The following is a 19,954-nucleotide window of genomic DNA, read 5'->3' on the forward strand; positions in this document are numbered from 1 at the left end:
GCCTTCGACCCCGTATTCAGACACCATGGCCTCTCCCGCCCGCGCGCCCGTACTGGCTCTCAAGGACGTCCGCCTCGCTGACGGCGCAAAGCCCCTGTTCGACGGCGTCGATCTGGCGCTGGAGCCGCGCGTCCGCGCCTGCCTCGTCGGTCGCAACGGCGCGGGCAAGTCGACCCTGCTGAAGATCCTGGCCGGCCAGGGCGTCGAGGCCGACAGCGGCGAGCGCGCTGTCCAGCCCGGCGCCAAGGTCGTCTATGTCAGCCAGGAGCCGGAGATCACCGGCGAGACCCTGCTGGACTATGCGACGGCGGGCGGCGCCCAGGACTATGAGGCCCAGGCGGCCCTGGCCGACTTCGGCCTGGATCCGAACAAGAGCGCCAAGGGCCTGTCCGGGGGCGAGACCCGCCGCGCTGCGCTGGCCCGCGCCTTCGCCGAGCAACCCGACGTGCTGCTGCTGGACGAGCCGACCAACCACCTGGACATCTTCGCCATCCAGACGCTGGAAGACGAGCTGGCCGCCTCCAAGTGCGCGGCCCTGATCGTCAGCCACGACCGCGCCTTCCTCAACCGCGTCACCGAGCGCTGCTTCTGGCTGGAGCACCGCAAGATCCGCCGCCTGGACAAGGGCTTCTCGGAGTTCGAGGCCTGGGCGGAGTCGATCATGGCCGCCGACGCCGAAGAGGCGCGGCGCCTGGACAAGGTGCTGGAGCGCGAGAACGCCTGGCTGGCCCGAGGCGTCCAGGGCCGCCGCGCCCGCAACGAGGGCCGCCGCCGGGCGCTTCTGGCCCTGCGCGCCGAGAAGAAGGATCGCCAGAGCGAGCTGCGCGGGACCATGACCATGGCCGTGGAGTCCGCCGGGACCTCCGGCAAGCGCGTGGTCGAGGCCAAGGGCGTCACCAAGCGTTTCGGCGAGCGGACGATCGTCGAGAACTTCTCCACCCGCATCCTGCGCGGCGATCGCGTGGCTCTGGTCGGCCCCAACGGCGCGGGCAAGACCACCCTGGTCAAGCTGCTGCTGGGCGAGCTGGAGCGTGACGCGGGCTCGGTGCAGCTCGGCACCAACCTGGAAGTCTCCTATATCGACCAGGCCCGCATGGCCCTGTCGGACAAGATCACCGTCTGGGACTTTCTGACGCCCGGCGGCGGGGACTCGATCATCGTGCGCGGCCACCCCAAGCATGTGGCCGGCTACGCCAAGGAGTTCCTGTTCACCGACGCCCAGCTGCGACAACCCGTCACCAGCCTGTCGGGCGGTGAGCGCAACCGCCTCTTGCTGGCCCGCGCTCTGGCCAATCCCACCAACCTGATGGTGCTGGACGAGCCGACCAACGATCTGGACATGGACACGCTGGATCTGCTGGAGGACCTGCTGGCCGACTTTGACGGCACCCTCATCCTGGTCAGCCACGACCGCGACTTCATCGACCGGCTGGCCAGCTCGACCATCGCTCTGGACGGCAAGGGCGGTGTCGTGGAGACGCCCGGCGGCTGGACCGACCTGATGGACCAGAACCCGGACTTCTTCAAAGCCTCGAAGGGCGGAACCGCCTTCGCGCCCGTCTCCAAGGCCGCGACCAAGCCCGCCCCCGCTGCGCCGGCCGCTCCGAAGAAAAGCGCCAAGCTGTCCTACAAGGACCAGCGCCGCCTGGAGGAATGCGAGGCCCTGATCGCCAAGAGCCCGGCGATCATCGCCAAGCTCGAGGAAGCCCTGGCCGATCCGAACCTCTACACCCGCGATCCCGCGGCCTTCGACAAGACGATGAAGGCCCTCGACAAGGCGCGCGCCGACCTGGAGCAGGCCGAGATGGAATGGCTGGAGCTGGAGGAGAAGAAAGAGAATCTGGCGGGCTGACCGGACGGCGCACGGCCAAGCTCAGCACAAAGCTGTGCGACGAAATGACACATCCAGCGATTGCTAGGCCCCTGGAGCGCGTCCGGTCTTAATGTAGGCGCCGTGACGGTCGTCTGATCACGGCGTGACCGATGCAAGGCCCTGTACGGGTCTCGAGCCTGAACTGGATCAACGCCGAGGCGTGGGGCGCGGATCGCTTGGGGACAGTTTCAAGATGGCGCAGCGTATGGCGTCTCACGAGGAACGGCGGCAGACAGCGCTTCTGTTAGCGCTATCGTTCGCGGTCGCCGCCGCGATCGTGTTCAGCGAGAACCTCACCCGCACGACGCTGGGCGTCGCCGCCTTCTGGCCCGCCAACGCCTTTCTGGCCGCAGGCCTGTTCACCCTGACAAGCGTTCGCCGCCTGGTTCTGATCGCGGTGTTCGTCATCTTCCATGTGGCGGTGTGCCTGCAGGCGGGCGACGGGCCGCTCAAGGCTCTGGTTTTCGCCACGGTGGACGGGCTGGAGGCTGGCGCGGTTTGGGCGGCGTTCCGCAGGTTCTGGAACGGCGCGCCTCGGGTGCGAACCCTTCGCGCTCTGGCCCAGCTGCCCGCGATCACTACGCCCATCGCGGCCGGTTCGGCGCTGATCTGTGCGACCGTCCTGCATTTCGGCTACGGCGCGCCCTTCGCCGAGAGCCTGGTGGATTGGCTCCTGCGCAGCGCCTTGGGGCTGGCGGTCGCGCTTCCGGCCACGCTGGTGCTGATCGACGCCGAACATCGGCGCTCGTTCCAGCGCCCCTGGTCAGAGAAGCTGCTTCTGATGTTCAGCGTCGTGATGGTGGCCCTGCTCTGCGCGCATCCGGCCGCCGGCGCGCCCCCCGTCTTGATGTTTCCGGTGACCCTGGCCGCCGCCTACAGGCTTGGCGCACGCGGCGCGGCTCTAGCGGCGTTTCTGACGATCGGGATCATCATGCCGATGGTCATATCGGTGGGCTCTTCCTCCTTCAACTCGACCCAGGACCCCGTCGTCCAGGCCCGGACGATCCAGGTGTTTATGGGCGTCCTGTTCTACACCTGCCTGGCCGCCGGGCTGGCGTTCGGCCAGCAGAACCGGCTCAAGCGCCTGCTGTTGCGCCGCGAGCAGTTGACCCGCGCCGCGCGCGGCCGAGCTCTGGCCGCCACGGAGGCCAAGACCGAGTTCCTGGCCACCATGAGCCACGAAATTCGCACGCCGCTGAACAGCGTGCTGGGCTTTGCCCAGCTGCTTGCGGCGCGCGAGGACTTGCCCCCGGACGCCCGGCGCCAGGTCAATCTGATCGACAGCGCCGGCGCGGCGCTGCTGACCGTGGTCGACGACATCCTGGACTTCTCGCGCGTCGAGGCGGGCCAGATCGAACTGTTGCCGGGGCCCACATCGGCCGCCGCGCTCCTGCGCGACACGGTCGCGATCATGGCCCCCGAGGCGCGCGCCAAGGGCTTGTCGATGGATGTGGAGATCATCGACCCCATCGGGGTCTTGCACGATCTCGACGCCGACCGCCTGAGGCAGGTTCTGATCAACCTGCTGAACAATGCGGTCAAGTTCACCGAAGAGGGCCGCATCGACGCGCGCCTGATCGTCGAACCGGGCGATATCGAGGACAGGCTGCGCTTCGAGGTTCTCGACACCGGTGTTGGGATCGAGCTCGACAAGCAGGGCCTGCTGTTTCAGCGCTTCTCGCAGACGGACAGCTCACCCAGCCGCCTGCACGGCGGCGCGGGCCTTGGGCTGGCGATCGCCAAGGCGCTGATCGACGTCATGGGCGGCAAGATCGGCGTGGACAGCGTGCCCGGTCGCGGGTCTTGCTTCTGGGTGGAGCTCAGTGCGCCGGTCGCCGAGCCGGCCCTGACCCCTGAGCCCGCGAAGCCGCCGGCCCCGGGCGCGGCGCGGATCCTGATCGTCGACGACCATCCCATCAACCTCGAGATCGGCGCAGCCTTGCTCACGCTGGTGGGATACGAGGTCGATCTGGCGGAGAACGGCAAGCAGGCCGTGGAGAAGGCGGAAACCGGCGCCTACGACCTGATCCTGATGGACATCCACATGCCGCTGATGGACGGGCTGCAGGCGACACGCGCGATCAAGGCCCTGCGCACGTCCACCGGCAAGGCGCCGATCATCGCCATGAGCGCCGACGCCCTGCCCCGCCAGGTGGAGCGCTGCTACGCCGCCGGCATGGTCGATCACGTCGCCAAGCCTATCCAACGCGAGGTGCTTTACGCCAAGATCGAGCGTTGGCTGCATCCGCTCCGCGACGGCGACAAGCCCGCCTAGGCTCGCCGGACGTGGCCGTCGCGTCTGGGTGGTTTGGGTTGTGGCTTGGAACTCCCCGCCGACACCCCTAACTTGGCCGAGGATAACGGGAGATGTCCTCGATGCAGCGCCGCGCCTTTGTCGCTCTGGGCCTGATGGCCATGCTCGCCGCCTGTTCGCCCGCGAAGAAGGAAGACGCCGCCGCCGGTCAAACGCCCATCAAGCTGGCCACCGACTGGCGCGCCCAGGCCGAGCTGGGCGGCTACTATCAGGCGCTGGCCACGGGCGAGTACAAGAAGCGCGGACTGGACGTGACCCTGATCCAGGGCGGCCCGGCCGTGAACGTGCCGCAACTGCTGGCCACCGGCGCGGTCGATGTGGGCGTCGGCTCCAATAGCTTCATCATCATGAACCTGGCCAAGGAGAACGCCCCGGTCAAAGCCGTGGCGGCCTTCATGCAGAAGGACCCCCAGGTCCTGATCGCTCACCCCGATCAGGGCATCAACGGCATCGCCGACATGAAGGGTCGCCCGATCCTGCTGTCCGACGCCTCGGTCACGGCCTTCTGGGTCTGGCTGAAGGCCAAGTACGGCTTCACCGACGATCAGGTGCGCAAGTACAACTACTCGTCCGCGCCCTTCCTGGCCGACAAGCGCGTCGTGCAGCAGGGCTACGCCACCAGCGAACCGTACCTCATCGAGAAGGAAGGCAAGATCAAGCCGGCGGTGTTCCTGCTGGCCGACAGCGGCTATCCCGCCTACGCCTCGTTCGCCCTGGTCCCTGACAGCCTGATCGCCAAGAACCCGACCGCCGTGCAGGCCTTCGTCGAGGCCACCGCCGCGGGCTGGACCTCCTATCTCTACGGGGATCCCAAGCCCGGCGACGCGGCGATCCTGAAGGACAATCCGGAGATGACCCAGGACGTGCTCGATCAGGCCCGCGAAAAGATGCGGTCCTACGGCATCGTCAGCGCCAACGGCGGCAAGGGCGACATCGGCCAGATGACCGACGCGCGCTGGGCCGAGTTCTTCAAGGTCGCCTCCGAACAGGGCGTCTATCCTGCGGACATGGACTACAAGAAGGCCTACACCCTGCAGTTCCTGCCCAAGGGCCCATGAGCGCGCCCATCGCCAGCCTCTCCGCCGTCGAGGTCGACTACGCCCGGGGTCGCGCGCTAGGTCCGTTCGATCTGGCGCTCGCGCCGGGCGAGATCGTCGCTCTGGTAGGCCCCTCCGGCTGCGGGAAGTCCACGGCTCTGCGCCTCCTCGCGGGCCTGGAACAGCCCACGCGCGGCGCCGTCTCTCGCCTCGCAGGCAAGGGCGAGACCTCGGTGGTGTTTCAGGCGCCGACCCTGGCGCCCTGGCTTTCGGCGCGCGACAACGTCGCGCTGCCGCTGGTCCTGGCGGGAACAGGCAGGGCCGAGGCCCTGGCGGCCGCTGACGCCGCGCTGACGAAAGTCGGCCTTGGCGCTGCGCTGAGCGCGAGGCCCAGCCAGCTTTCCGGCGGCATGGCCATGCGGGCATCCCTGGCCCGGGCGCTGGTGACACGCCCTCGGCTGCTCCTGCTGGACGAGCCCTTCGCGGCCCTCGACGAGATCACCCGCCGGGCGCTGGCCGACGATGTGCTGGCCCTGGCCGCAGAGCACGCGCCGGCCTTGGTGTTCGTCACCCACAATGTCGAGGAGGCCGTCTATATGGCGCGGCGGGTGGTGGTCATGACACCGGGCCCCGGCCGCATCGCCGGCGAGGTGGCGATCGATGGGCCACTTCAGCGTCCTGCCGGCTTCCGCACCACCGAGACCTTCCGCGCCGCCGCCGAAGCGGTGTCGACGCTTCTGGCGGCGGCCTCGGAGCGCGCGGCATGAGCCGGATCCTCGCGCCGCTGATCCTGATCACCGCCCTGCTGGCCGGCTGGGAACTGGCCTGCAAGGCCCTGGCGGTTCCGGCCTATCTGCTTCCGCCGCCCAGCGCGATCTGGGAGGCCTTGGTGGCGTCCTGGCCGCTTCTGCTCGGCTCGGCCTGGGCCACCCTGTCCACGGCTTTGCTGGCGCTGGTCATCGCCAGTCTGATCGCCTGCGGGCTCGCGCTTCTGGTCAGTCTCAACGGTTTCCTCGAGGACGCCGTCCGCCCGATCGCGGTCACCCTGCAGGTCACCCCCCTGGTCGCCATCGCGCCCCTGGTCACGATCTGGGCCGGCATCGACTATCCCGAGCGCGCCGTCATCGGCCTGGCGGCCGTCGTGGCCTTCTTCCCGATCTTCTCCGGCGCCCTGAGCGGCCTGAAGTCCGTTGATCCCGACCTGGCGCGTCTGTTCGATCTCTATGGCGCCACGCCGCTGCAACGGCTGATACGCTTGCGCCTGCCCTCCGCCGTTCCGGCGCTTCTGGAGGGGCACAAGGTCGCCGCCGGCCTGGCCGTCATCGGCGCCGTGGTCGCCGAGTTCGTGGCGGGTTCGGGCGGCGCCCAGGGCCTGGCCTGGCGAATCCTGGAGTCCTACAATCGCCTGCAAACCGCCAAGGTCTTCGCGGCCCTGTTCACGCTGGCGTTGCTGGGCGTGGTCCTGCATGCAGCGATGGAAGCGCTGGAACGTCGACTGCTGAACTTTTGGCGGGGGCGTTAGGCCAAGATTAAACGCCGCAGCCTAGGAGAGGAGTCTGACAAGACTCCGCCTGGATTGCGCCATGCGCTTCGCCGTTCTCATCGCCGCCCTGGCCTGCGCCTCCGCCGCGCACGCGGACGGCGCGCGCGAGAACCGCTACGGCCCCGCGCCCGCCCGCGCGCCGACAGCGATCGACGGCCGCGCCCCGCTCTATAACGGCGCCAGCTATGGCGGCCGCACCCTCGGTTGGACCGGCAAGCGGGACACCGCCGCCGCCGCCGCTGGAACTGCGCAGCAGCAGCAGCCCTGGTGGTCGCGCCAGCAGGCGCAGCCGCAAGCCCAGCGTCCGCAGGCGGCCGCGGCGACCGGTCCGGCCGGTCCGGCCGGCGTCACGCCCCAGGCCCCTGCGCCCAGAGCGCCATTGCCGCAAAGCCTGTACGACACCCCGCCGCCGAACGCCCTCGGCGTGTCGGCGCAGCCCGCCGTAGCCACCGCCCCGGCGTTCCAGCCGGGTCAGGTGGGCGCTCGGACGTACTCGGTCGGGCGTCAGTTCGGGATGTCGCCCGACCCCATCCCCGCCGCCGGCCCGTCCCGCATGGTGCTCATCGCGCCTCCTCCCGTCGAAGACGAAGAGGAGGCCAGGCCGAGCGTCCAGAACGGCGGCGAGTGGTCTGGCCCCGCCGAAAAGGATGGCGACCTGCAATGAAGTCGCGCATCCACGACCTTATCGCCCTGGCCAGCGAACCCTCCAGCGCCAAACGTCGCGAACTGCTACGCGGCGTGACGGACCTGTTCTTCCAGGGCGAAGGGTACAACAGCGTGGAGATGGGCCTCTTCGACGAGGTGCTCAGCCAACTGGCCGGCGACATGGAAGAAGCGGTCAAGATGGAGCTGGCCCAACGCCTGGGCGAGGCGGAGACCCCGCCGCGCGGCCTGTCTCGCGCTCTGGCGGCCGACACGATCACCGTAGCCGCGCCCATTCTACGCAACTCCCGCGCCTTGACCGACGACGACCTGCTGCACGTGGCCCGCACCCAGGGTCAGGATCACCTGCGGGCGATCTCCCAGCGCAGCAGCGTTTCCAGCGCGGTTTCCGACGCGATCGTCGCGCGCGGCGATGACCAGACGCTGGGCGTTCTACTCCGCAACGAGGGCGCGGTCCTGTCGCGCGAGGCGCACGAGACCGTCGTCGATCGCGCCGCCGCCAATCCTGCGCTCCACGAGGCGGTGATCGACCGGCAAAGCCTGCCCGTCGACCTGCTCAACGAGATGTACTTCATGGTCGAGGCCCGGCTTCGGGATCGGATCATGGAGAAGAACGCGGGCATGGACCCCGCGACGCTGGAGGAAGCGCTGGCCGCCGGCCGCAAGCGGGTCGCCGAGCAGGATGGCGCCCTGCCTCCCGATCACGCCGAGGCCGAACGCGAATTCCGCGCCCTGCGCGCCAAGGCGCAGATCTCGCCGCAGATTCTGGCCAACATGCTCCGCGGCAAGAAGACGACGCTTTTCCTCGTCGCCCTGGCCGACATGGCCCAGGTGGACTTCCATACGGCCCGCAAGATTCTCGAGCGGCGCGAGATGGACGCCCTGGCGGTCATCTGCAAGGCCGCCGACTTCGACCGGTCGCTGTTCCTGACCTTCGCCCTGCTGATCCTCGAGCAGACCGACGACGTGATGATGCGGGCCAAGGCGTACGGCGAGCTCTACGCCAATCTGCCCCGGGACTCGGCGCTTCGCACGATCCGCTTCTGGCGCCTGCGTCGTCAGACTGGCGACGTCGCCGCCGCTTAGGGGCGACCGGGCGCAAAGCCGCCCACCTCGCGCCTTGCGTGCGCCATGCGGGACGGCCAAGGTGCGCGCCTTGTTCTCTCCTGCTCTGGATTCTCGATGATCAGCGCTTCGCGCCTGGCGATTGTCGCCGCCGCCGGTCTTTCGGTCGCCGCCTGCTCGCAACTTCCCAAACCTTCGATCCCGCTTCTGAAGAAGGACGCGGGTCAGGCGTCCGCGCCCAAGACTCCCGACGCGCCGGCGTTGGCGGGCCCCAAGGTCACCGATCTGAAGCCGGGCCAGTGGGCGCAGGAGCTTTCCGACGTCGCGCCCGATCCGGCCTGGCGCTTTGGGGTGTTGCCGAACGGCATGCGTTACGCCCTCCGCAAGAACGCCACCCCGCCCGGTCAGGCCGCGCTGCGTCTTTGGATCGACGCCGGTTCGATGATGGAGGCCGACGATCAGCAGGGCCTGGCCCACTTCCTCGAGCACATGGCCTTCAACGGCTCCAAGAACGTGCCCGAAGGCGAGATGATCAAGATTCTTGAGCGTCATGGCCTGGCGTTCGGCGCTGACACCAACGCTTCGACCAGCTTCGACGAGACGATCTATCAGCTGGATCTGCCCAAGACCGACGACGACACCGTCGACACCTCGCTGATGCTGCTGCGCGAGGCGGCCGGCGAATTGACGATCGCGCCCGAGGCTGTCGATCGCGAACGCGGCGTGGTGCTGTCTGAAGAGCGCACCCGCGACACCCCCGGCTATCGCGTCGCCATCAAGACCCTGTCGGCGCAGATGGAAGGCCAGCTGCCGCCCAAGCGCATTCCGATCGGCAAGACCGAGGTGCTCAAGACCGCCCCGGCCCAGCGAATCCGCGACTTCTATGAGGCCTATTATCGCCCGGAACGCAGCGTTCTGGTGGCCGTCGGCGACTTCGACGTCGACGCCATGGAAGCCAAGATCAAGGGCAAGTTCGGCGACTGGGTCGGCAAGGGTCCGAACGGCAAGGATCCCGATGTGGGGCCGGTGGCCAAGCGTGGCCCCACCGCCAGGATGTTCGTCGAGGCGGGCGCGCCCTGGTCGATCCAGATGACCTGGACCCGCAAGCCGGACGGCCTGCTGGAGACCAAGGCGGTCGATGAGCGCGACACGCTGGAAAACCTAGGCTTCTCGGTTCTGAACCGCCGCCTCCAGGCCGTTGGCCGCTCGGCCGAGCCGCCGTTCATCGCGGGCGGCGCCTTCAAGGGCGATCAGTTCGGCGCCGTGCGCGTCACGACCTTTGGCGCGACGGCCCAGCCCGGTCGCTGGCGCGAGGCCCTGGCCGCCCTCGACGCCGAGCAACGCCGCGCCATCCAGTACGGCGTCCGTCAGGACGAACTGGATCGCGAGATCGCCAGCCTGCGGGCCGGCCTCGTCGCCGCCGCCGCCGGTGAAGCCACCCAGCGCACGCCAAGCCTCGCAAACCAGCTGGTCGGCACTCTGGGCGACGGCGAAGTGGTCACCTCGCCCAGCCAGAACCTCGCGGCCTTCGATCTCTTCGTGAAGGGCCTGACGGCCGAGCGCGTCAACGCCGTGCTCAAGAGCGCCTTCGTGGGTTCGGGCCCGCTGCTGGTGGTGGCTGCGCCCACCGCCGTCGAGGGCGGCGAACCCGCGATCCTGAAGGCCTATGAGGAGCTGAAGGCCCAGCCCGTCGCGCCGCCCATCGCGCCGGGGGTGACGGTCTGGCCGTACTCCAGCTTCGGCCCGACCGGCAAGGTCGCCGAGCAGAAGGAGGTCAGCGACCTGGACGCCGTCCTGGTGCGGTTCGACAATGGCGTCCGCCTGACGGTCAAGCCGACCAAGTTCCGCGACGACCAGGTGATCGTGAAGGTCCGAGCCGGCCACGGCCTGCTGGACATGCCGTCGGACAAGCAAAGCCCGCTGTGGTCCGGCTCGGCCTTCATCGAGGGCGGCCTCAAGCAGATCACCGCCCAGGACATGGAGCGCGTCTTGACCGGCAAGATCTGGAACGCCCAGCTGGGCGTCGAGGACGACGCCTTCACCCTGAACGGCCGTACCCGGCCCGAGGACCTGTCGACCGAACTGCAGGTTCTGGCGGCCTTCGCCACCGAACCGGGCTGGCGTCCAGAGGCGTTCAACCGCATCAAGACCAGCTACGGCACGCTGCACGATCAGCTGCAAAGCACCACGGGTGGCGTGCTGGGCCGCGATCTGGGCGGCCTGATGCATGGCGGCGACCAGCGCTGGACCTTCCCGTCGCGCGAACAGATCGCCTCGGCCTCGCTGGAAGACCTGAAGGCCGCCGTCGCCAATCCGTTGGCCAAGGGCGACCTGGAGGTGGTGATCGTCGGCGACACGACGGTGGACAAGGCGATCGCTGCGGTCGCCGACACCTTCGGCGCCCTGCCCGCGCGGCCGGGCGATCCGCCGCTGCCCGGCGCCGAAAAGGCCCCCTTCCCCGCCCCGTCGAAAGAGCCGGTGATCCGCACCCACAAGGGGCGTCCCGATCAGGCGGCCCTGTTCATGACCTGGCGGACCGACGACCTGTTCTCGAACCTGCAACGCTCGCGGGACGTCTCGGTGCTGGGTCAGGTCATGCAACTGCGCCTGACCGACGAACTGCGCGAGAAGCAGGGCGCGACCTACTCGCCCAACGCCACGGCGACCGCCAGCGTGGTCTTCGAGGACTGGGGTTATCTGGCCGTCAGCCTGGAGGTCCCCCCGGAGAAGCTGGACGGCGTGGTGGCCTCGATCCGCAAGATCGCGGCCGACCTGCGCGACAAGCCGGTGAGCGCCGACGAGCTTGATCGGGCCAAGAAGCCGCGCATCGACGCGATCGAAAAGGCCCGTGTCACCAACGAGTACTGGGTCGGCGCCCTGTCGGGGGCTCATACCGATCCGCGCCTGCTCGACGCGACGCGCTCGGTGATCGCGGGCCTGTCCCGCGTGACGCCGGCGGACGTGCAGAAGGCGGCTCAGACCTATCTCGCCGACGAGAAGTCCTGGCTGCTGCTGGTGAAGCCGGAAGCCGCGGCGGCGGCCAAGTAGAGCCAACAAAAAAAGGCCCCGGTGCAAACCGGGGCCTTTCCATTTTCTGGGACCGTCAGCGTCTAGTAGACGACGCCGCCGACGCCGCCGTCGAGGCTGAAGCTGGTCGAGAGCGTCTGGCGGTCCTGCACCGTCTCCTCGCGATAGGCGGTGTAGGTTTCGGTGGTCAGCATGTTGAGGATCTTCACGCCGGCGCCAAAGCGGCGCAGCAGCGAGCGCTCATTGCAGTCGCGGGCGGGAAGCTGCGGCCGGCACGAGACGATCGCCTGACCGGCGGCGGCGCCGCGCGCGTAGTAGAGCGCCTCGCCCTTGCGGCAGATGAAGGTCTGTCCCGGCGCGCCGGTCGAGATGTCGATGTGACCGCCATACTCGGCGATCACGTACTGAAGCCGGGCTCCGGCGATGCAGCGGTAGAGTTCGCCGTCATAGGCCTCGTCGATCTCGCGATCGGGCGTGACCTGCGAGGCCGCATGCGGCACGTCGCGATCATCCAGGCAGACGGCGCGGACGATGACGCGGCGGGTGCGCGTGCGGGTCGCCTCATAGGCCTGACGCCGGCGAACCTCGGCGCCCTCGACATTGAGGCCCTGGATGTAGCCGGTCGCCATGGGCCCCGAATAGTAGCCGCCGTGGCCGCCGCCGCCGTAATAGTTGACGACGCCGCCGGCGGTCGAGCCGGCGCCGACCGCAGCACCGGACGTCGCGCCCGAATTGGCGATGGCCGTGGCGTTGGTGGTGGCGTTGACGATCACGGTCGAGCCGATGTTCACGTTGACGCCGGGAATATTGACGTTGTGACCGCCCCCGCAGCAGCCCGTCGGCGGCGCAGGCGGCTTGGGCGGCGGCGGCGGCGGCTTGCAGCACACCGGCGGCGGCGGCGGGCACGCCTTGGTGCAGCCGGCGGCATAGGCCGCGCCTCCCAACAGCAGGCCGCCCAGCATCGCCCCCAGGGCGATCGTCCATGCGCGCGTGTTCAGTTTCGGCGCCTTCATCCGGCGTTTCCCTTCACCTCGGGTCGTACCGCTTACGGTTAAGCAAGAATCGGGCCGAGGCGGCCGCCCCGCTGGATCTGCGCCAGAATGGGACGGTCGAGCGCTTGGCCCGGTTCTCCCAGCAAGCCCCGTGCGGTCAAAAACAGCCGCGCAAGGACCCGCCAGGGGACGACGATGTTCCATCCAAGCACGGAACGGTTGATAGACTATTGGCGCGCCAAGAAGGGCCAGGCCGCCCTGCCCCGCCGCGCTGACATCGATCCCGGTGAATTCCTGGAGCTCTTGCCCCAGGTGTTTGTGCTGGGCCGCGAGGGCGGCAAGCTGCCCTTCCGACTGGCCGGCGGCTTTGTGTCGGACCTCCACGCCCGCGACCTTCGCGGCCATGATGCGCTGTCGCTTTGGGCCCTGGCCCATCGCCTCGAACTGAAGAGCGCCCTGGACGTGGCCCGCAAGCGGCGCACGCCCGTGGTGGTCACCGCCGATATTCGCGCCCACGGGGTGCCGTCGGTGGGGATGGAGGTGCTGTTCGCCCCGCTGCAGGGCGCCAGCGGCGAGACCGACCGGTTCCTGGGTCTCTACCAGCCGATCGCCATGACGGCCCGCCTGATGGGCCGTCCCGCCTATGAGCTGGGCCTGCGGGAGATCAAGCCGCTGGGCGACGGCAACCAGGACATGCCGCGCCTGCGCCTGGCCACCCTGGACGGTCGTCGGATCGCTTAACGCCCCGCCGCATCCAGCCTCGCCCAGACGTCGTCCGGCAAATCCAGCCGGGCCGCCCCCATCAGGTCGTCGAGTTGTTCGACCGTCGTCGCGCTGGCGATCGGCGCAGTGATCGACGGATGGCGCATGATCCAGGCGAGCGCCACCTGAGCTGGCGAGGCGGCGACCGCTGCGGCGGCCTCGTCCAAGGCCGCTAGCACCGCCCGCCCCTTGTCGTTCCAGTAGTCGCGCAGGATGGTCCGGCCTCTCGCCCGCCCCTCCAGGTCGCCCTCGCTGCGGTACTTCCCGGTCAAGAACCCGGCGGCCAGGCCGTAGTAGGGGATGATCCCCAGCCCCTCGGCGTTGGCCAGCTCGGCCAGGGCGCCCTCGACCTGGTCGCGGTCCACGAGATTGAACTTTGGCTGGATCGTCTCGTAGCGCGCCAATCCGCTCGCCGAGGAAACCTCCAGGCTGGCCTTCAGACGTGCCGGCGAGACGTTGGACGCGCCGACCGCGCGAACCTTGCCCGCCCTGACCAGACGATCGAACGCGCTCAGCGTCTCGTCCTGCGGCGTCTCGGCGTCATCCTGGTGGGACTGATAAAGATCGATATAGTCGGTCTGAAGACGGCGCAGCGACTCCTCGACGGCCGCCTCGATGTTCGCCGCCGACAGACCGGGCCGCTTGGGCCACATCGCCACCTTGGTCAGGATCAGGATCTGGTCGCGCTTGCCCGAAGCCTTCAGCCAGCGGCCGATCACCGCCTCGGACTCCCCGCCCGCATGGCCAGGAACCCAGGCGGAATAGACATCCGCCGTGTCGACGGCGTTGAATCCGGCGTCGACGAAGGCGTCGAGTAGTCGATGCGACATCGCCTCATCGGCGGTCCAGCCGAAGACGTTACCGCCAAAGATCAGCGGCGCGGTCGACAGGCCCGAACGGCCCAGCGGGCGATGTCGCATGAAGGTCCCCTACTCGGCCGCCACCGCGCGGCCGTCCTCATAAACCGGCACGTCCAGCGGCGCGGCCGGCGTCTTGCCGCGGATCAGGTCGGCGGCACGTTCGGCGATCATGATGGTCGGGGCGTTGGTGTTGCCGCCGATCAGGGTGGGCATTACCGAGGCGTCGATCACGCGCAGGCCCTGCACGCCCTGCACACGAAGCTGGTCATCGACCACCGCCATGGAATCGCCCGCCACGCCCATGCGGCAGGTGCCGACGGGGTGGTAGATCGTCTCGGCCTTTGACCGAATCCAGGCGTCGAGATCGGCGTCCGACTTGACGTCCGCGCCCGGCGCGTACTCGGCGTCGCGATAGGGATCGAAAGCGGCCTGGGCGACGGTCTCGCGGGCGATACGCACACCCTCGCGGATGGCGCGGCGATCCTCTTCGGTGGCCAGGTAGTTGCCCAGGATGGTCGGATCATCGAACGGATCGGCCGAGCGCAAACCAACCTTGCCCCGGCTTTCCGGACGCAGTTGGCAGACGTGCAGCGTAAAGCCGTCCTTTTCGACCACGACCTTGCCATGGTCCTGCATGATCGCCAGCACGCCGTGAATCTGCAGGTCGGGGCGGTCAAGGTCGGGGCGCGACTTCAGGAACGCGCCGCTTTCCAGGAACTGCTGACGTCCCAGGCCCTTGCCGAAGAACATGTAGTTCATGCCCACGCCCAGCTTGTTCAGCCCCTTGTTGGCCGAATAGGCGGTCTTCAGGTTCTTGGCGGTCCACGAGACGCAGACGTCCAGATGGTCCTGCAGATTGGCGCCGACGCCCTTGGACTCGTGGGTCACCGCGATCCCGTGCGGCGTCAGGTCGTCGGCCGCGCCGATCCCTGACAGCTGCAGGATCTGGGGCGACTGCACCGCGCCCGCGCTCAGCAGCACCTCGGCGTCGGCATAGGCGACCTGCTTCTCGCGCGACTTGCCGACCACATACTCGACGCCCACGGCCCGACGCTTGTCCAGGATGATCCGCGTGGTGCGGGCCTCGGTGACGCAGGTCAGGTTCGGCCGCGACAGGGCGCCCGACAGATAGGCCATGGCCGCGCTCCAGCGCTGGCCATCGCGGATGGTCAGGTCGTAGGGGCCGAAGCCCTCCTGCTGGTAGCCGTTAAAGTCCTTGGTGGTCTTGTGACCCGCCTGACGGCCGGCCTCGATCAGGGTGCTGTAGAAGGGGCTGTCGGACTCGCCCTTCGAAACATGCAGCGGCCCCGAACCACCGTGATAGGCGTCGCCGCCGGCGTGGTGGGTCTCCGAGCGCTTGAAGTACGGCAAGACCTCCGAATACGACCAGCCGGTCAGTCCCATCTGGCGCCACTGGTCATAGTCGCGCGCATGGCCACGGATATAGATCATGCCGTTGATGGCCGAACTGCCGCCCAGGCCCTTGCCGCGCGGCCACCAGAGTTTGCGGTTGTCGAGGTGGGGTTCGGCTTCCGTCCAGAAGCCCCAGTTCTGCTCGCCCTTGTCCTTGATCAGCTGACCAACCCCGGCCGGCATCTTCACCAGGATCGACTTGTTCTTGCCGCCGGCCTCCAGCAGCAGGACCTTGATGTTCGGATCCTCGGTCAGGCGCGCGGCCAGGACGCAACCGGCCGAGCCGGCCCCGATGACGATGTAATCAAAGCGCTCGCTGGCCATAGCCCCGACGCCCTCCCTCGAAGGTTATCATTGTTAAGGCAGAGATTGGTCTGGGTTTGAGCCGCGCGCAAGGCGCTTGCTGAACGCGTCGTTCTCGCACCGCACGTTTCCGCCTTTCCGCCGCCTCCAATACGGGATATACTACTTATGCACGAATTTGGGCGCCATTCGCCCCACCCCCTCGCCGCGACCTGGATCGCCGCGAGAACTTCTCGCGCTCATGTGCCCAGCGCGAGAAGCGGGAGCGCCGCCTTGCATCCCCCCAAGCAAGCGGGCGGCGCTCCCAACCCTTATTCGACGATCTGCAGATCGCGCACGTAGCGCTTCCAGTTCTCGACATAGTGCAGCGCCGAGGCCTGCAGGATCATGGCGTGTTGTTCGCCGATCTCGCGGACGACCTTGCCCGGCGCGCCCATCACCATCGAGTTGTCGGGGATCTCCTTGCCCTCGGTGATCAGGGCGCCGGCGCCGATCAGACAGTTCTTTCCGATCTTGGCCCCGTTCAGGACGATCGAACCAATGCCGATCAGCGAGCCGTCACCGATCGTGCAGCCGTGAAGCATCACCATGTGACCGATGGTCACGTTGGCGCCGATGGTCAGGGGCGCGCCAAGATCAGTGTGGAGAACCGAGCCGTCCTGGACGTTGCTGTTCTCGCCGATCGTAATCGGATCGTTGTCTCCGCGCGCGATCGCGCCCCACCAAATACTCGCGTTCTTCTTGAGAATCACGTTCCCCATCACGCTCGCCGACGGGGCGATCCAGTATTCGCCTTGCGCGGGAAGCGTCGGCGTCGTGGCGCCCAAGGAATAGACAGTCATCCGTATGCCTCGTTTTCTTGCGCGCGATTTCCGAGTTAACGACCCAGAAACCATGATGCGCCATTGTAGTTGGGCGATTCGAGAGGGAACATTCCTCCAGCGGGAATCATTTTCCTTTCGTACCGGGCCTGGAGACAAGCGCTTCTCGCCCGCCCGCTGACGAAGACGAGGTGTGACTCTTGGCGTTTCGGCGTACAGCACCGTCTCCTGGGACTTCCCCCTTGGGAAGCGCGCCCGAGCCGCCCCGCCGCGCACGCGACTTCGTGAAAACCCAGCTCACCGCCAAGGACGACGCCTCACGGGCTCGTCCTTTTTTCTTGTCTGAATGGAGGCTTTGATGACCAAGCGAGCCCTGAAGCGGATGGCGCGCGAAGGCGCACACGAGACCGGCCAATATGACGACGCCAAGGTGCGTCGCCTGCCGGTCGATCATCGCGGTTGGTCACCCCTTCCCCAGGACGGAGCCGCGAGCGGCGATAGTCGGGACCAGAGCTACCTAAAAACCATAAAACCCAAATCGCCAGGCCAGGCGCAGCTGATGGAGGCCATCGACGAGAAGAACCTCGTCATGGCCCTGGGTCCGGCCGGCACCGGCAAGACCTATATCGCCATCTCCAAGGCCGTTGAGGCGCTGGAGGCCGGCCGCGTCAGCCGCATCGTGCTCTCGCGTCCCGCCGTCGAAGCCGGCGAGTCGATCGGCTATCTGCCCGGTGACATGGAAGACAAGCTGGCGCCCTATCTGCGCCCTCTGTACGACGCTCTGACCGATCGCCTGTCGGTCAAGCGCATGCGAGCCTTGATGGCCGAGGGCGCCATCGAGATCGCGCCGGTCGGCTTCATGCGCGGCCGCACCCTGAACAACGCCTTCGTGGTGATCGATGAGGCCCAGAACTGCACCTACATGCAGCTGAAGATGCTGCTGACCCGTCTGGGCTGGCACTCGACCATGGTGGTCACCGGCGACCCGAACCAGTCCGACCTGCTGCCCGGCATCTCGGGCCTGGCGGAAGTGGCGGCCAAGTTCGACGCGGTGTCCAACATCGCCGTCGTGCGCCTCGCCGATCGCGACATTGTCCGCCATCCGCTGGTCGCGGAGATGCTGGGCGTGCTGTGATTTCGTAACAGCACACGACACTGAAGGCTTGAGTTTGAGGCGGTCGGGCGTGCAAGGTCCGGCCGCCTTAATCTTTGCTTGGATATGTTCATGGCCGATACGACCGCGCCGCGCACGGAATTTACCCTTCGCGGGGTCCTCCTCGGCATTCTGATCACGCTGGTCTTCACCGCCGCCCAGGTCTATCTGGGCCTGAAGGTCGGCCTGACCTTCGCCACCGCGATCCCTGCGGCCGTCATCTCGATGGCCCTGCTGCGGGCCTTCAAAACCTCGACCATCCAGGAAAACAACATCGTCCAGACGATTGCGTCCGCAGCCGGAACGCTGTCGGCGGTGATCTTCGTGCTGCCGGGCCTCCTGATGATCGGCTGGTGGGCCAATGTGCCGTTCCTGCCCACCTTCGGCGCCTGCGCCGTCGGCGGCATCCTGGGCGTGATGTACACGATCCCGCTGCGCCGGGCGCTGGTGACCAACTCCAACCTGCCCTACCCCGAAGGCGTCGCCGCCGCCGAGGTGCTGAAGGTCGGCGCCGGCTCGCGGGAGGGCGCGGCCGAGGGCAAGGCGGGTCTGGCCGCCATCGGTTTCAGCGCCCTGGCCTCGGCCCTGTTCGGCGCCCTGGGCGCGGCCAAGCTGTTCGCCGCCGAGATCGCCGCCTATTTCAAGTTCAAGGCCGGCGCGGCGTCGGGCGCGACGGGCATCGGCGCCTCCAGCTCTCTGGCCCTGATGGGCGCGGGCCACCTGATGGGCATCACGGTCGGGATCGCCATGTTCGCGGGCCTGTTCATCGCCTGGGCCATCCTGGTGCCGATCCTCACCCTTTTGACCCCCATGCCCGAGGCCGACGCCGCCACCCACGCCCTGACGGTGTGGAAGAGCCAGGTCCGCTTCCTGGGCGCGGGCGTCATCGGCGCGGCCGCCATCTGGACCCTGGCCAAGCTGGTCGGGCCGATCACCTCAGGCCTAAAGTCGGCGCTGGACGCCGCCAAGGCCCGCAAGGCCGGCGGCGCCAAGCTGCCCCGTGTCGAACAGGACATTCCGATCGGCATCGTCGGTCTGGTCTCGGTGCTGCTCCTGGCCCCGGCCGGCTGGTTCCTGGCCCACTTCCTCACCGGCGGTCCCATCGCCCAGCTGACGACGCCGCTGGTGGCGATCGGCATCGGCTATCTGGTCTTCGCCGGCCTGCTGGCCGCCGCCGTCTGCGGCTACATGGCCGGCCTGATCGGCTCGTCCAACAGCCCGGTGTCGGGCATCGCCATCCTGAGCGTCCTGGGCGCTTCGCTGATGGTCGGCATGGTCGGTCGCGGCGTCATCGGCCCCGACGTGACCAAGGCCCTGATCGCCTTCGCGCTTTACGTCACCACCTGCGTCCTGGCCGTGGCCGTGGTCGCCAACGACAACCTGCAGGATCTGAAGACCGGTCAGTTGGTCGACGCCACCCCCTGGAAACAGCAGGTCGGCCTGATCATCGGCGTGCTGGCGGGCTCGGTGGTCATCCCGTTCGTGCTGGAGCTCTTGAACCGCTCGTACGGTTTCGCCGGCGCGCCGAACCTGCAAGCCATCTCGGATGAACCCCTGGCCGCGCCCCAGGCCACCCTGATCTCGACCCTGGCCAAGGGCGTGCTGGGCGGCAATCTCGACTGGGGCCTTTTGGGCTTCGGCGCGCTGATCGGCCTGGCGCTGGTGGCCGTCGACACGGGTTTGCGCGCGACCAGCAAGGACCGTCTGAGCCTGCCGCCCCTGGGCGTGGGCCTGGCGATCTACCTGCCCAGCTCGGTCACGGCCCCGGTCGTGCTCGGCGCCCTGGCCGGCTGGCTGTTCGAGAAGATCGTCGCCAAGGACCGCGCCGCCGAGCCGTCCCGGCGCCTGGGCGTACTGGTCGCCTCGGGCTTCATCGTCGGCGAGAGCCTGTTCAATGTCGCCCTGGCCCTGACCATTGTCTCGACCGGCAAGGGCGATCCGCTCGCCCTGCCCTTCGCGCCGTCGGAGCACGTCGGAATGCTGCTCTCCCTGACCGCCGCCGCGATCGTGGTGGTCGGCTTCTACCGCTGGGCCCGCAAGGCCGGCGCGAAAGCGATCGAGGCTTAGGGGCTCTAAGCGCCCCCTCCGTCTCGCCGCCTCGCGTCGATCCACCTCCCCCGTTTCACGG

16 protein-coding genes are annotated in these 19,954 nt (G+C 68.2%); 12 read left to right on the plus strand and 4 right to left on the minus strand.

Going from position 1 to position 19,954, the window contains the following annotated elements:
• Positions 1 to 25: 25 nt before the first annotated feature.
• The 8 genes from OVA11_RS16620 (at position 26) to OVA11_RS16655 (ending at position 11,543) form a co-directional block, all read left to right on the plus strand.
• Positions 26 to 1,852 (plus strand): ABC-F family ATP-binding cassette domain-containing protein, encoded by a 1,827-nt coding sequence (locus OVA11_RS16620; protein WP_268068361.1) that lies wholly within the window; start codon positions 26 to 28, stop codon positions 1,850 to 1,852.
• 214 nt (positions 1,853 to 2,066) lie between these two features.
• Positions 2,067 to 4,148: an MASE1 domain-containing protein gene (locus OVA11_RS16625; protein ID WP_268068362.1), complete on the plus strand. Its 2,082-nt coding sequence runs from the start codon at positions 2,067 to 2,069 to the stop codon at positions 4,146 to 4,148.
• A gap of 92 nt (positions 4,149 to 4,240) precedes the next feature.
• The gene (locus tag OVA11_RS16630) at positions 4,241 to 5,245 is read left to right on the plus strand and encodes an ABC transporter substrate-binding protein (RefSeq protein WP_268068363.1); all 1,005 of its coding nucleotides are present in this window, start codon (positions 4,241 to 4,243) and stop codon (positions 5,243 to 5,245) included.
• The gene (locus OVA11_RS16635) at positions 5,242 to 5,991 is read left to right on the plus strand and encodes an ABC transporter ATP-binding protein (RefSeq protein ID WP_268068364.1); all 750 of its coding nucleotides are present in this window, start codon (positions 5,242 to 5,244) and stop codon (positions 5,989 to 5,991) included. Before OVA11_RS16630 ends, OVA11_RS16635 begins: the two co-directional genes overlap by 4 nt.
• Positions 5,988 to 6,746: an ABC transporter permease gene (locus tag OVA11_RS16640; protein WP_268068365.1), complete on the plus strand. Its 759-nt coding sequence runs from the start codon at positions 5,988 to 5,990 to the stop codon at positions 6,744 to 6,746. The genes OVA11_RS16635 and OVA11_RS16640 overlap by 4 nt, the downstream gene beginning before the upstream one ends.
• A gap of 61 nt (positions 6,747 to 6,807) precedes the next feature.
• Complete coding sequence (locus OVA11_RS16645; RefSeq protein ID WP_268068366.1) at positions 6,808 to 7,431, plus strand: hypothetical protein; 624 nt, start codon at positions 6,808 to 6,810, stop codon at positions 7,429 to 7,431.
• Complete coding sequence (locus OVA11_RS16650) at positions 7,428 to 8,516, plus strand: DUF2336 domain-containing protein (protein WP_268068367.1); 1,089 nt, start codon at positions 7,428 to 7,430, stop codon at positions 8,514 to 8,516. Before OVA11_RS16645 ends, OVA11_RS16650 begins: the two co-directional genes overlap by 4 nt.
• A 96-nt stretch (positions 8,517 to 8,612) precedes the next feature.
• Complete coding sequence (locus OVA11_RS16655; RefSeq protein ID WP_268068368.1) at positions 8,613 to 11,543, plus strand: M16 family metallopeptidase; 2,931 nt, start codon at positions 8,613 to 8,615, stop codon at positions 11,541 to 11,543.
• A 62-nt stretch (positions 11,544 to 11,605) separates the two neighbouring features.
• Here the strand turns inward: OVA11_RS16655 and OVA11_RS16660 are convergent, their stop codons facing one another.
• Complete coding sequence (locus OVA11_RS16660; protein WP_268068369.1) at positions 11,606 to 12,535, minus strand: hypothetical protein; 930 nt, start codon at positions 12,533 to 12,535, stop codon at positions 11,606 to 11,608.
• A 174-nt stretch (positions 12,536 to 12,709) separates the two neighbouring features.
• Between OVA11_RS16660 and OVA11_RS16665 the strand changes: the two genes are divergently transcribed.
• On the plus strand, positions 12,710 to 13,255 hold the full coding sequence (locus OVA11_RS16665; RefSeq protein ID WP_024265825.1) for a PAS domain-containing protein: 546 nt from the start codon (positions 12,710 to 12,712) through the stop codon (positions 13,253 to 13,255).
• On the opposite strand, the gene OVA11_RS16670 is transcribed toward OVA11_RS16665, so the two are convergent.
• The 3 genes from OVA11_RS16670 to OVA11_RS16680 all read right to left on the minus strand — a co-directional run bounded on the left by OVA11_RS16670 (position 13,252) and on the right by OVA11_RS16680 (position 16,694).
• A complete protein-coding gene (locus tag OVA11_RS16670) occupies positions 13,252 to 14,196 on the minus strand; it encodes an aldo/keto reductase (protein WP_268068370.1) in 945 nt (314 codons plus the stop codon). The two genes, OVA11_RS16665 and OVA11_RS16670, sit on opposite strands and share 4 nt — an antisense overlap.
• Positions 14,197 to 14,205: 9 nt before the next feature.
• Complete coding sequence (locus OVA11_RS16675) at positions 14,206 to 15,873, minus strand: choline dehydrogenase (protein ID WP_268068371.1); 1,668 nt, start codon at positions 15,871 to 15,873, stop codon at positions 14,206 to 14,208.
• A 290-nt stretch (positions 15,874 to 16,163) separates the two neighbouring features.
• Positions 16,164 to 16,694 carry a gamma carbonic anhydrase family protein gene (locus OVA11_RS16680; RefSeq protein WP_268068372.1) on the minus strand — a complete coding sequence of 177 codons (531 nt, stop codon included), beginning with the start codon at positions 16,692 to 16,694 and terminating at the stop codon, positions 16,164 to 16,166.
• A gap of 179 nt (positions 16,695 to 16,873) precedes the next feature.
• Between OVA11_RS16680 and OVA11_RS16685 the strand changes: the two genes are divergently transcribed.
• From OVA11_RS16685 to OVA11_RS16695, 3 genes are all read left to right on the plus strand, one after another.
• On the plus strand, positions 16,874 to 17,032 hold the full coding sequence (locus OVA11_RS16685) for a hypothetical protein (protein WP_024265826.1): 159 nt from the start codon (positions 16,874 to 16,876) through the stop codon (positions 17,030 to 17,032).
• Complete coding sequence (locus tag OVA11_RS16690; protein WP_268068373.1) at positions 17,020 to 17,808, plus strand: PhoH family protein; 789 nt, start codon at positions 17,020 to 17,022, stop codon at positions 17,806 to 17,808. The genes OVA11_RS16685 and OVA11_RS16690 overlap by 13 nt, the downstream gene beginning before the upstream one ends.
• Positions 17,809 to 17,892: 84 nt before the next feature.
• Positions 17,893 to 19,893, plus strand: coding sequence for an OPT family oligopeptide transporter (locus OVA11_RS16695; protein ID WP_268069007.1), 2,001 nt, complete (start codon positions 17,893 to 17,895; stop codon positions 19,891 to 19,893).
• The last annotated feature ends 61 nt before the right edge of the window (positions 19,894 to 19,954 follow it).

Source organism: Caulobacter sp. SL161 (assembly GCF_026672375.1).
Classification (GTDB): domain Bacteria; phylum Pseudomonadota; class Alphaproteobacteria; order Caulobacterales; family Caulobacteraceae; genus Caulobacter.